The organism is Marinobacter persicus (genome assembly GCF_002934325.1).
GTDB classification, from domain to species: Bacteria; Pseudomonadota; Gammaproteobacteria; order Pseudomonadales; family Oleiphilaceae; genus Marinobacter; species Marinobacter persicus_A.
This window is the reverse complement of record NZ_PTIV01000020.1, coordinates 57141-69180: the sequence shown is the minus strand read 5'-3', so window position 1 is coordinate 69180 and position 12040 is coordinate 57141. Positions and strand designations below refer to the sequence as shown.

11 protein-coding genes are annotated in these 12040 nt (G+C 58.9%); 2 read left to right on the top strand and 9 right to left on the bottom strand.

Going from position 1 to position 12040, the window contains the following annotated elements:
• Positions 1 to 299, bottom strand: a 299-nt coding sequence (locus BY454_RS11250; RefSeq protein ID WP_181049617.1) for a transposase, incomplete at its 3' end; no start/stop codon positions are given.
• A 171-nt stretch (positions 300 to 470) separates the two neighbouring features.
• On the opposite strand from BY454_RS11250, the gene BY454_RS11245 reads away from it, so the two are divergent.
• A complete protein-coding gene (locus tag BY454_RS11245) occupies positions 471 to 1808 on the top strand; it encodes a YihY/virulence factor BrkB family protein (RefSeq protein ID WP_104416634.1) in 1338 nt (445 codons plus the stop codon).
• Here BY454_RS11245 and BY454_RS11240 read toward each other — a convergent pair whose 3' ends face one another.
• The 4 genes from BY454_RS11240 to ovoA all read right to left on the bottom strand — a co-directional run bounded on the left by BY454_RS11240 (position 1809) and on the right by ovoA (position 7373).
• Positions 1809 to 2855, bottom strand: a complete 1047-nt coding sequence (locus BY454_RS11240; protein ID WP_104416633.1) for an HDOD domain-containing protein — start codon at positions 2853 to 2855, stop codon at positions 1809 to 1811.
• A gap of 89 nt (positions 2856 to 2944) precedes the next feature.
• On the bottom strand, positions 2945 to 3673 hold the full coding sequence (locus BY454_RS11235) for a 16S rRNA (uracil(1498)-N(3))-methyltransferase (RefSeq protein ID WP_104416632.1): 729 nt from the start codon (positions 3671 to 3673) through the stop codon (positions 2945 to 2947).
• Positions 3674 to 3710: 37 nt separating this feature from the next.
• Positions 3711 to 5060: an adenosylmethionine--8-amino-7-oxononanoate transaminase gene (locus BY454_RS11230; protein WP_104416631.1), complete on the bottom strand. Its 1350-nt coding sequence runs from the start codon at positions 5058 to 5060 to the stop codon at positions 3711 to 3713.
• A gap of 150 nt (positions 5061 to 5210) precedes the next feature.
• On the bottom strand, positions 5211 to 7373 hold the full coding sequence (gene ovoA, locus BY454_RS11225; RefSeq protein WP_104416630.1) for a 5-histidylcysteine sulfoxide synthase: 2163 nt from the start codon (positions 7371 to 7373) through the stop codon (positions 5211 to 5213).
• 181 nt (positions 7374 to 7554) lie between these two features.
• On the opposite strand from ovoA, the gene BY454_RS11220 reads away from it, so the two are divergent.
• Positions 7555 to 8613: a mechanosensitive ion channel family protein gene (locus BY454_RS11220; protein ID WP_104416629.1), complete on the top strand. Its 1059-nt coding sequence runs from the start codon at positions 7555 to 7557 to the stop codon at positions 8611 to 8613.
• A 16-nt stretch (positions 8614 to 8629) separates the two neighbouring features.
• On the opposite strand, the gene BY454_RS11215 is transcribed toward BY454_RS11220, so the two are convergent.
• The 4 genes from BY454_RS11215 to metF all read right to left on the bottom strand — a co-directional run bounded on the left by BY454_RS11215 (position 8630) and on the right by metF (position 12039).
• Positions 8630 to 9376: an amino acid ABC transporter ATP-binding protein gene (locus BY454_RS11215; protein WP_104416628.1), complete on the bottom strand. Its 747-nt coding sequence runs from the start codon at positions 9374 to 9376 to the stop codon at positions 8630 to 8632.
• A gap of 13 nt (positions 9377 to 9389) precedes the next feature.
• Positions 9390 to 10061, bottom strand: coding sequence for an amino acid ABC transporter permease (locus BY454_RS11210; protein ID WP_104416627.1), 672 nt, complete (start codon positions 10059 to 10061; stop codon positions 9390 to 9392).
• Between the two features lie 112 nt (positions 10062 to 10173).
• On the bottom strand, positions 10174 to 10932 hold the full coding sequence (locus BY454_RS11205; RefSeq protein WP_104416626.1) for a transporter substrate-binding domain-containing protein: 759 nt from the start codon (positions 10930 to 10932) through the stop codon (positions 10174 to 10176).
• 237 nt (positions 10933 to 11169) lie between these two features.
• The gene (gene metF, locus BY454_RS11200; RefSeq protein WP_104416625.1) at positions 11170 to 12039 is read right to left on the bottom strand and encodes a methylenetetrahydrofolate reductase [NAD(P)H]; all 870 of its coding nucleotides are present in this window, start codon (positions 12037 to 12039) and stop codon (positions 11170 to 11172) included.
• Position 12040: the final 1 nt, after the last annotated feature.

Below are 12040 nucleotides of genomic sequence, written 5' to 3'. Positions count from 1 at the left end.
TTGCCAACCGCTGTTTGCAGCGCCTGGTCAAAACGCAGTGCCTCGTGATCGTTCAGGTCTTCGTATCCAGCAGCTACGCCGAAGACCCGTTGTCGGATCATGGTCTGAAGCTTGTGGCGAACCAGTACCGGATTACGGGCATCGTTCAGAACAGTCGCCAGGCGCTGAGTGAGCTTATGTTGCTTGTCGACTTCGCGAAGCAGGAGCAAACCGGCATCGGAGGTGATGTGACCCCCGGAGAAATCGGCTTCAATTTGACGGCGAGAGAGTGGCGAGAAGGTCAGTTTTTCAGGTACCATTTTGGATAGCGGCTGTTGGTGCTTGGTGAACGGTGTAAGGTCCTGAAACTATAGCACTTTCAGCCGCTTTCTTTTATCCCCTTATGAGAAATCCGGGCTAGGGTTTTCGACCATACTCACCATAAACTGCTGATCCTTATTGTATTAAGACATTTCTGAAAAGGATTTTATGTGGCCTCTATCCAGCTGAAAGAGCGATTTGATCAATTCGAACGGTGGATTCTTGCTAATCCCAATCCACCGGAACGCTGGCCCTGGACTTGGCTGTACAAGGCGGCGCGCACCGCCTACGCGTTGATCCGGGACGTGGCCAATGGTCAGCTGACCCTGCATGCCATGAGCCTGGTGTACACCACCCTGCTGAGTCTTGTGCCACTATTGGCGCTCAGTTTCTCGGTGTTGAAGGCGTTGGGTGCGCACCAGCGCATGGAACCGTTCCTGTATCAGTTTTTCGAGCCCATGGGCCCCCAGGGCATGGACATGGCCGAAAACATCCTCGGCTTCGTGGATAACATGAAGGTCGGGGTTCTGGGCTCGGTTGGCCTGGCGTTGCTGATTTACACGGTCATTTCCCTGGTGCAGAAGATCGAGCGCTCCTTCAATATGATCTGGCGGGTGCCGGAAATGCGCTCGCTCTCGCAACGGTTCAGCAACTACCTGAGTGTGATCATGATTGGGCCGTTGTTGATGGTATCTGCCATCGGGGTCACCGCTTCGATCTTCTCCTCGGAGCTGATGCAGCAGGTCATTGAGATCGAACCCTTCGGGTCGGTCATTGTGCTGGTCAGCCGGTTTACCCCGTTCTTCCTGGTGGTGCTGGCCTTCACCTTTGTTTATGTCTTCATTCCTAATACCCGCGTGAAGCTTCGGTATGCTTTTTTCGCGGGCATTCTTGCGGGCGTCTCCTGGCAGGCGGCCAGTATGCTGTTCGCCTCTTTCGTGGCTGATTCGACCCGTTACGCAGCAATCTACTCCGGTTTTGCCGCCGGTATTTTTGCCCTGATCTGGACCTACCTGAACTGGATGATCCTGCTGCTTGGGGCAAGCCTCGCGTTTTATCTGCAGAACCCAAGCTCTGTCGCCAAGCATCGGAACGTGCAGTTGTCTCCCGAACTCCAGGAGCAGGTGGGGCTGGCGCTGGTCTGGCTGACGGCAAAGCCGTTTAGTCGTGGTGAGCCGGCACCTCAGCAGGAAACCCTGGAGCAATCCTTACGAGTGCCCGGCGAAGTAACGCGGTTGATCAGCGACAAGCTGATTCGCGCCGGGGTTCTGAACCTGGCCGGGGATCACGGGGACCGGTTGGTACCCGGTAAGGCCCTGGATCTGATCACTGTTGGTAGTGTTCTGGACGCCGTGCGCCGCGATGAGGACAGGGTCGTGGCGCGCCTGCCCGACGATGCGGTGCCAGAATCGCTTCGGGTGCGGTCAGTTGCCCAGGAGAAACTCACATTTGCAGAGTTGCTCAGAGATCAGTCAGGGGCAGCCAAAGAGGGGGTTGATGGCGAGTGATTATTTTACCCGGGCAGTGGAAGCTCTGCCTTCTTCCAGAAGGGTGGCCAGACTCTGGCTGATGTGCTCGGTCTTTTCCGGTGGCAGATTGATAAGCTGGAAAAGCTCCTCCTCCGGCAGGTTTCTTTGCCGGGAGTGGCGGAGGACTTCGCGGGTGCCAAGCAGCAGACCGTCTGTCAGTGCCGAATGGGACTGCCTGGGCGCGGGCCGCTCCGCAATGAGTAGCCAGGCATGGTACTTGGGTGGGAGGCCCCAGGCATTGGCCAGCAGCTGACACACGGGCCATTGCTGCCGGGCCAGGGCCAGGCGCAACAGCGCCGGGTCCGGATCGGGCCCGGTGCTGGAATTCCGGCCGATTCGGGCCAATTCCCGCCGAATGGTGAGATAGGCCAGCGCCGGCATCAGGCCCACCACAAAGTGCGCGCTGGTGTCATCGCCATGGCATTTCGCCACCATTTCCGTCGCCCGGGCACAGGTCAGCCCCCAGCGCCAGGCTCTTTGGGCGAACAGGGCTTCACGGCTGTTTCGGGCGGCCATCATGGGTCGTATAACCGCCGCTGCGGTGACACTCCGGATACCATCAATGCCGAGCACAAACACCGCCTGGTCCACCGATTCGATGTGATGGTCGCCCCGGCGAAAAAAAGGGCTGTTGGCTATCTGCAATAACTGGTCGGTGAGTGCCGGGTCACTGAGAATGATGTTGGTGATCTGCCGGCGTTCGATGGTGCCACTGGACAAGGCCTGTAGCAGCTGCGGCAGGCTGCCGGGCTGGCGGGGGAGTTCCTTCATGTCCCGGCGGTGCAGGCGTCGTTCAAGTTCCTCCAGGCGCGGGTCTGCATCTTTGGGGGCGGCATTGAGCTTATGGAGCTCTGCATCCATGAGCCAGCTGAACAGATGCTCTTCCAGCTGAAGCGCCAGTTGGCTGTTGGACCAACCTTCATCATCGGAGTCGGGTGGGTTAAAAAGCCGGGGCTCCGCCGCCTTTGGCGTTGCGGCTTTGGGGCGTCCAAGCAAGCCTGTTATCCAGGAGAAAAAACCTGACATCCATGCCTCCGAATCAGCATGTCGCGAGAAATGACGGGCTCTTTGGTCAGTATAGTGGTGCCGGGCACGACTGCACAGTGGCCAAGGTGCTAGAAGTCACCCCATAACCACTGGCAAAGCGCCATTGCAGCCACCGGCGCCGTTTCAGTGCGCAATACCCGGGGGCCAAGTGCAACTGGCAGGAAACCACGGCCCTCGGCCTGGGCTATTTCGTCGGCCGATAGCCCGCCCTCTGGCCCAATCATGAGAGCCACTGACGCCGGTTTGGCCAGGGTGTCCAGACGCTGCTCGGTGCGATGATGCAGCACCAGACGCAGGTCACAGCCCTCACTGTAGTCCAGCCATTCCGGCAGGGACATGACCGGCAGGATCTCCGGCACCCGAGCCCGGCCGCACTGCTCGGCGGCACTGATGGCCACTTGTTGCCAGTGGCGCAGGCGCTTGTCTTCCCGGTCGCCTTTGAGTTTCACGTCACAGCGTTCGGTGCTCAGGGGGACAATGCGGCTGACGCCCATTTCCACGGCTTTTTGCACCGCGTAATCCATGCGATCGCCCTTGGATAGGGTCTGCCCAAGGACCACTTCCAGGGAAGACTCGGTGTTTGTGCCCACCTCGGCTGTGATTTCCACCTCCACGTGTTTTTTGCTGGCGGAGGTAATGGATGCTTCATAGTCACGGCCGTCGCCATTGAACAGAACCAGCGCCTGCCCCGGCTGCATGCGCAACACCCGCCCGACGTGCTGGGCGGCTTTATCATCCAGCTCACAGCTGGTGCCCGTTGCCAGGGGTGAATCCGTGTAGATTCGGGGTGTGCGCATGAAGGGCTGTTCCTTTTTTGATGGCCTTGTGTGCTGGTCAGTCCGCCACGGCGATGTCGATGCCTTCGCTGGCCACCTGGCCCAGGTGGCGGATCTGCTCTTCGGTGATCACGTACGGCGGCATAAAATACACCACATTGCCCAGCGGGCGAAGCAGGGCTTCCCGGGTCAGGGAATGCTGGTACACCCGCAGGCCCCGGCGTTCCTGCCAGGGGAAGGGCGTTTTGTCCGCCTTGTTCTTCACCATTTCCACAGCCATGGTCATGCCGTGCTGGCGGATATCGCCCACGTTGGGGTGATCGGCCAGGTGCGCCACGGAATCGGCCATGCAGGCCGAGAGCCGACGATTGTTCTCGATCACGTTATCATCCCGGAAGATGTCCAGTGTGGCCAGCGCCACGGCGCAACCAATGGGGTTGCCGGTGTAGCTGTGGCTGTGCAGGAAGGCCTTGAGGGTTTCGTAGTCGTCGTAGAAGGCGTCGTAGACGTTATCGGTGGTCAGCACCACGGACAGGGGCAGGTAGCCGGCGGTCAGGCCCTTGGACAGGCACATGAAATCCGGGGTGATGCCGGATTGCTCGCAGGCGAACAGGGTGCCGGTGCGGCCAAAGCCCACGGCAATTTCATCGGCAATCAGGTGCACGCCATAGCGGTCGCAGGCTTCGCGCAGTTTGGTGTGGTAGACCGGATGGTGCATGCGCATGCCGCCGGCGCACTGGATCAACGGCTCCACCACCACGGCACAGATTTCCTCGTGCTTTTCCGCCAGCAACTGCTCCATGGCCTCGAACTGGCGCAGGGCGTACTCTTCGTCGGTCTCGCCGGCTTCCTTGTTGAAGGCATCCGGGGAGGGGGCGGTGAGCACTTCCATTAGCAGCGGTTGGTAGGTGTCCTTGTACAGGGCGACATCGCCCAGGGCCAGTGCGCCCAGGGTTTCCCCATGGTAGCTGTTGGACAGGTTCACGAAGTTTTTCTTGCCCGGCTTACCGTGGTTTTTCCAGTAGTGGTAGCTCATCTTCAGGGCCGCCTCGATGGCCGAGGAGCCATTGTCGGCGTAGAAGCACTTGTTCAGGCCCTCGGGGGTCACTTCAATCAAGCGCTCGGAGAGTTCCACCACTGGCTCATGCGTGAAGCCGGCCAGAATCACATGCTCGAGATTGTTCACCTGCTCCATGATGGCATTGTTGATGCGCGGGTTGGCATGGCCGAACAGGTTGACCCACCAGGAGCTGACTGCATCGATGTACTGATTACCCTCGAAATCCTCCACCCAAACGCCTTTGCCCCGCTTGACCGGGATCAGGGGTAGGGATTCGTGGTCTTTCATCTGGGTGCAGGGGTGCCATACGGATTTCAGGTCGCGGGCAACGAGGTCGGCATTACGCATGGGAATCTCCGGTCTGGTGTTTGTTCGCTGTTAACCTGCGCGAATATTACAGTTAACGGCGAGCCGAAGAAACCCGACTCAATCCCCACCTTCGTCGGAAAGTTTGAGTCGGGTGGCTGGCGGCACCTGAGCCATGGAGCGTTGGGCTTCTCAGCTTGGCAAACGCTCCCAGACGGTCACTTCAGACAGGGTGTGCTGGAACTTGTGCTGGGTTTCGCGAATCACGAACGGCACTTTCCTTGGTTCACCCACCATGCGGAAGTGCGCACCCAGGTGGTCCTTCAGGCCATCGAGGGTGGTGTAGTTCTCACCGTCTTTCTTGAAACCACCGATCCACTCTTCTTTTGGCGTGTGCTCTTCCAGCCAGGTGTAGGGCGAGGCAATCACCAGAATGCCGCCATCGTTGATGCGTTCGTGGATGCTATCCAGGAAGCGTGCCGGTTTGTACAGCCGGTCAATCAGGTTGGCGGCCAGTACCAGGTCGTAGCCGGTCAACTGGGGTTTGAGGTTGCAGGCGTCGCCCTGCTGGAAAGTGACCCTGCCCGCAGTGTCTTCCAATCCCAATTGCTGGAGTGTGCGGGTGTGGTAGCTCACCAGTTCGCCCTCTTCGGCCAGCGAGTAACGTACCGAGCCCTGTTCCGCCATTTCCACCCCCAGGCGAATAAAGTTGGCCGAGAAGTCCACGCCATCCACGTGGTCAAACACCCGCGCCAGCTCGAAGCTTGCGCGCCCGCAGGCGCTGCCCAAATCCAGTGCCTTGCCGGTAGGCTTGCCCTTCATGGCTTCCAGGGACAAATCCGCAAGAGCTTTCGGGAAGTTATCCACGCCGTACCAGTTGTCTCCAAAATGGAACTCGGCGTACTCCGTCAGTAAGCGGTCGCTTTCGTAATAGGCATTGGGTTTTGGCGCTTCGGCCTCGGATTCGACATAGCGGAAGCCGGCGTGCTGGAAAAAGTGCGGCCGGAAGGCATAGCGCGAAGCCAGGCGGGTTTCGTTGCCGCAGGAAATCCAGGATCCGCCCTTGATCAACTGGTGCTCGCCATCAAACGTGGGCGTGGTGAAGTCGTCATACAGCGGGTGCACCTTGAAGTTGTCGAACGGGTAGGTTGGGGTTTCTGTCCATTGCCAGACGTTGCCCACCACATCGCACCACTGGCCATGACGAAAGCGGGTGACCGGACAGGAAGACGCGCCGTGGTCCAGGTGCAGATTGGCGTTGGCCGGGTTCTCATCCAGTTCTTGCACGCCGGCTTCTTCGCACAAGCGATACCATTCGTCCTCGGTGGGCAGGCGGATGGATTTGCCGGTCTGCTCCTGTTTCCAGGCACAGAAGGCTTTGGCCTCGTGGTAGTTCACCTCCACCGGCCAGTCCCAGGGCATGGTGACTTCTTCGGTCATCAGCCGCAGGTGCCAGCCATCGTTGCGCCAGCACCAGAAGGTTGGATGCGTGGCTTCGGCAAAGGAACGCCAACCCCAGCCTTCGTCGCTCCAGTACTGTTTGTCCTGATAACCACCGTTTTCCACAAAGGCCAGGAATTCCTGATTGCTGACCAGATACTCGCTGGCCTTGAAGGCTTCCACCTGTTCCTCATGGTCGCCGTACTCGTTGTCCCAGCCGTAATACGTATCGTCATAGGGCTTGCCGATACGCACCGTGCCGCCCGGGACTTTGATTAATGTGTTTTCCGGTGCTTCACCGGTCTCGCGAATCGGCGCCCAGGCCGGTTGCTGCCGGACCCGGGCCAGGTCGTGCTGGCGGATCAGGACTGACGATGTTTCCAGGTGAATACGCTCGTGTTCGATACCCATGACGATGGGCCACCAGGGGCTGTCCCAGTCGATGGGCAGATTCAATGGCAGTGATTCGATCAGCTCCAGCACCTTGGCTCGCACTTTGGCCCGGTAGTCCATGACCTCAGCCACGCTGGGCCATTCGTAGTGATCTTCGTTCAGGTCATCCCAGCTCATTTCGTCCACGCCAACGGCAAACGTAGATTCCATCTTCGGATCGATGCGCTCGGGCAACAGCTTGGCGAGTACCAGCTTGTTGATGAAAAATGTTGCCGTATGGCCCAGGTAGAAAATCAGCGGGTGACGCAGTGGGATGGATTTCTGGAAGTAGCCCTGGTCGTCTGCAAGACAGTCGAAAAGCCGGGTGTAAACGTCGAAGGTGTTGGTGAAGTATTGTGCGATTTCCCGACGCTTGGCTTCCGGGTCGTTACCGTCCAGTCTGGGCGTCCTGAGTAGTTTTGGCAGTGTATCCCATGATGCGGAAACGGGATGCCTATCGTGATCCTGGGTCTGGAGCGGCATGGTCAATCAAGTCCTTTGTGTTGTTTCGATGCTGTAAATACGTTGCCAGTGAGTCTCGTGGTTCAGTGTGAGCTTCTCAGGTTACACCAGGATTGATGCCGAAGTTGGCGTAACCCCCTGACAATGAGGTAATCCCCCGCTATGCTCCCGGTTAAAATCATTGGGGCGCTCGGGAGGGCACATGTTGGAATCGTTGCAGACCGGCCTACAGAGCTGGCTCTGGCCAGGGTTGTCGGCCATTTTGACGGTGATGGCAACCTACGCCGTTTATCGGCTGGCCCTCGCGGTTTTTCGCCATTTCTCCAGCTCCAGGGCGGTGATTCGTCTGTTCCTGGACGCCGCAGCCCGAGCCCTTGGGGTGGTCTGTTGTCTGCTGGCCCTGACCGGTGCTCTCAAGGCGGCGCCAGCGGACCTGCCGCTGATGCCCGCCATTCAGCACGTGACCGCCCTGCTGCTGGTGCTTTCCCTGACCTGGGCGTCGGTGCGGTTGACCTCGGCCATTGGCGAGGTGATTGTTGCCCTGAATCCAGTGTTGGAGGGGCAGTGGAAGCGGGCACGCAAAGTGGAAACCCAGACCCGCTTTCTGGTGCGGGCTCTGAATATCCTGATTGTGATTATTGGTTTCGGCGCGGCGCTGATGACTTTCGAGTCGGTGCAGCACATGGGAGCCAGCGTGCTGGCCTCGGCTGGTGTGGGTGGCCTGGTACTGGGTTTTGCGGCGCGCCCGGTGCTGAGCAATTTGCTGGCTGGGATGCAGATTGCCCTGACCCAGCCTTTCCGCATTGATGATGTGCTGCACGTGCAGGGCGAGTGGTGCTGGGTGGAGGAAGTCACAGCCACCTACGTGGTGGTCCGGGTCTGGGATTTACGGCGCCTGGTGATTCCCCTGCAGTGGTTTATCGAGAATCCCTTCCAGAACTGGTCCAGGAATAACTCGGAACTGCTGGGGCCCGTGTTTATCTGGGTGGATTACACCATGCCGATCGAACCGCTGCGCGAAGAGTTCAAGCGGCTACTGGCAGAATCAAACCTCTGGGATGGCCAGTTGGCGACGGTTCAGGTAACCGATGCCAGTGACCAGGCTATGCAGGTACGTTTTCTGATGAGCGCGTCGGACTCTACCCGTAACTGGGATTTGCGCTGCAAGGTTCGGGAGGGGTTGATTGCGTTTATCCGGGACCACTACCCGGCTCAATTGCCTCGCGTACGGGCCCGGCTGGTGGACAGCCCGGAATCCTGAGCTGTCCACCGCAGTTTCAGTGCGCCAGAACCCGTGACAGGAACGACTGGGTGCGTTCGTTTTGCGGGTTGTCGAAGACATCGTGGGGCTTGCCTTCCTCCACAATCTGGCCTTCGTGGATGTAGATGACCCGGTCCGCCACTTCCCGGGCGAAGCCCATCTCGTGGGTCACCACCATCATGGTCATCCCTTCCTTGGCCAGTTCCCGCATGACATCCAGTACTTCACCGATCATTTCCGGGTCCAGGGCCGAGGTGGGCTCGTCAAACAGCATCAGCCGCGGCTCCATCGCCAGAGCGCGGGCAATCGCCACACGCTGTTGCTGGCCCCCGGAGAGCTGGCTGGGGTATTTGTCGGCCTGGTTGCCGATACCCACCCGGTTCAACAGACGCTCGGCCGTAGCGTTGGCCACCACCTGGGAGGCATCCTTCACCTTCATGGGGGCCAGCATGATGTTCTTGCGCACGGTCAGGTGCGGGAACAGGTTGAACTGCTGGAACACCATGCCCACTTCCTTGCGGATCTCGGTCAGTGCTTTCTGGTTACCACCCTTGGGTGCCAATGGATGACTGTCGACTTCCACGGAGCCGGATTCGAATTCTTCCAGGCCGTTAACGCAGCGGATCAGGGTGGATTTACCGGAGCCACTGGCGCCGATAATCACCACTACTTCACCTTGTTCAACCGTCAGGTCAATGTTCTTGAGGACATGCAGCTTGCCGAAGTACTTGTTCATGCCCTTCATTTTTACAATCTGAGTCATGGATCGAGTTCCTTCAGACAGAGGCTACGCCGCGACGCTCAAGCAGTCGCAGAACCAGAGACAGGGACAGCGTGATCGCCAGGTACATGATGGCCACCACGAAGTAGACCTCGAAGGCGGTGAACGTGTTGGCAATGTACACCTGGCCCTGGCGAACCAGTTCGCCCACGCCAATCACCGAGAACAGGGAAGTGTCCTTGATACTGACAATGGCCTGGTTACCCAGTGGTGGAATCATGCGCCGGAATGCCTGGGGCCAGATGATGGACCAGAAGGTCTGGGTCCGGGACAGGCCCAGGGACAGGCCGGCTTCGGTCTGGCCTTTGTCAATGGATTGCACGCCGCCGCGCACCACTTCGGAAATGTAGGCGCCGGAGTTTAACGCAATAGCCGCAATACCAGCGGTCAGAGGATCGATCGGGCCGCCGATGAGGTCGGGCAGGCCGTAGAAGATAAAGAGCACCTGAACCAGGATAGGGGTGCCCCGGAAAATTTCGATGTACGCGGTTGCCGGCCAACGCAGGAACCGGTTCTTGTTGATGCTCAGCAGGCCGAAGATGATGCCCAGCACAAAGCCAATGAGCAGGCCGCCGAAAGAGATCAACAGGGTGTAGGGGATCCCTTTGGCGAGATAGGGGATCGAGTCGATGGCTGCTTGCCAGTCAAACTGAAACTGGAATTCCACAGGCAGTGCCTCCGCAGGAGGTTAAGGGGCCTCTGATTTGTGATTGATCAAAGGCTCCTGAATGTCAAAAACCGCCGGGGCGGGCGCCCCGGCATTGAACATGGGCTCGGTGTTACATGCCGTCTTCAGGCATGGGGCCGAACCACTTCTCGTAGATCATTTTATAGGTGCCATCTTCCTTAATGGATGCCAGTGCATCGTTGACTTCCTCAACCCACTTGCTGCCATCAACCAGGGCGATGCCATACTGCTGGCCTTCGTACAGCTTGCCAACGGTGGTGACTTTGCCTTCGCCTTTGGTACGGGCAAAGTAGCCCACGTTGGGAGCGTCATAGAAGACAGCATCCACGGCGCCAGACATCAGGGCCATGTACATGTCGGAGCTGCCCGGGTAGGGAGTTACGCCGTCGTCGTCTTCCAGGTTAGCCATCAGGTAGTCGTAGGAGGTACTGCCAATCTTGGTACCGACTTTCTTGCCCTCCAGGTCGCTCAGCTCGTCCATGTCGCTGCCTTCACGCACCAGAATGCGCAGACCGGAGTTGTAGTACGGATCGGAGAAATCGACGATTTGCTCCCGCTCTTCGGTAATGGTGATGCCAGCAATCGCAACATCCACGTTACCGGTCTGAAGAGCCGGGATAATGCCGTTGAAGTCCATGGTCTGCAGGTCGTAATCGAAACCTGCGCGCGCCGCAACCTCGGCAATGATTTCCATGTCGAAACCGATCATTTCGCCGGTTTCCTGGTCCATCATTTCGAAGGGAACGAAGCTGGGGTCGGTGACCACCTTCAGGGTTTCTGCGCTGACCGCGGTGGTGGCAACAGACAGTGCCAGACCGGCGCCCAGTGTTTTAAGCCATTTCGTGCTCATGTGTGCTCCTTTCTTCTTTATGGGCTCCGCTTGCCGACGAAGCGGCCATGACGGCAACGGATCACGTTGTCCAGCCATACGGAACGTGTTGATTGGATTGCAACACTTATACCTTAGACTAGTTGTAATGGATTTGCAGTAAATCAGCAGGTTAGAGAAGAGGGGGCGGGAGGGGTTTCGGGAGCGAGGCCCTCCCCGCTGGCGGGAGAAGGCCAGGGAGAGGGAGTAAGGGCATGCTTAGAAGGCGATTTTTTCCCGATCACTGATGCCCAGGTTTTCCCAGATGGAAAGGCTGGGTTGGGCCTGGTTCAGTGTGTAGAAGTGCAGGCCCGGCGCACCGGCGGCCAGCAACTTTTCACACATGCGGGTAACGACTTCCTCCCCGAACTGGCGGATGCTCTCGCTGTCGTCGCCGTAGGCTTCCAGTTGCTTGCGGATCCAGCGGGGGATTTCCGCCCCGCACATGTCGGAGAAACGCACCAGGTTGGAGAAGTTGACGATGGGCATGATGCCCGGCACCACCGGAATGGTGACACCCATCTTCTCCAGCCGGTCGATGAAGTAGAAGTAGCTGTCGGCATTGAAAAAGTACTGGGTGATGGCACTGTTGGCGCCGGCCTGTACTTTGCGCGCGAAGTTCTTCAGGTCATCCTCGGCGCTGCGGGCCTGGGGATGGAATTCCGGGTAGGCGGCCACTTCCAGGTTGAAGTGATCGCCGCTGTGTTCCCGGATGAATTCCACCAGCTCGTTGGCGTAGCGCAACTCACCGGAGGCGCCCATGCCCGAGGGCATGTCGCCCCGCAGGGCGACGATCCGGTTGATGCCGTTCTCTTTATACAGATCCAGCAGTTCGCCGATTTCCTGGCGGGTGCCACCCACGCAGGACAGGTGCGGCGCCGTGGAAATGCCCTGCCTGTGCAGGCTCAGTACGGTCTCGATGGTGCGGTCCCGGGTGGAGCCGCCCGCGCCGAAGGTGACCGAAAAGAAATCCGGGTTCACCTCGGCCAGTTGATTGCGCACGTTCTGCAGCTTCTCCCGCCCCTTGTCCGTCTTGGGCGGGAAGAATTCGAAGCTGAAGCGGCGCTTGAATTGCTTCTGGGATTCCATG

Coding starts and splice junctions, on each gene's coding strand:
- BY454_RS11230 (WP_104416631.1), bottom strand. CDS start 5,060: ATGCGTAATGCCGACCTCGTTGCCCGCGACCTGAAATCCGTATGGCAC.
- BY454_RS11205 (WP_104416626.1), bottom strand. CDS start 10,932: ATGAGCACGAAATGGCTTAAAACACTGGGCGCCGGTCTGGCACTGTCT.
- BY454_RS11215 (WP_104416628.1), bottom strand. CDS start 9,376: ATGACTCAGATTGTAAAAATGAAGGGCATGAACAAGTACTTCGGCAAG.
- metF (WP_104416625.1), bottom strand. CDS start 12,039: ATGGAATCCCAGAAGCAATTCAAGCGCCGCTTCAGCTTCGAATTCTTC.
- BY454_RS11220 (WP_104416629.1), top strand. CDS start 7,555: ATGTTGGAATCGTTGCAGACCGGCCTACAGAGCTGGCTCTGGCCAGGG.
- ovoA (WP_104416630.1), bottom strand. CDS start 7,373: ATGCCGCTCCAGACCCAGGATCACGATAGGCATCCCGTTTCCGCATCA.
- BY454_RS11240 (WP_104416633.1), bottom strand. CDS start 2,855: ATGTCAGGTTTTTTCTCCTGGATAACAGGCTTGCTTGGACGCCCCAAA.
- BY454_RS11235 (WP_104416632.1), bottom strand. CDS start 3,673: ATGCGCACACCCCGAATCTACACGGATTCACCCCTGGCAACGGGCACC.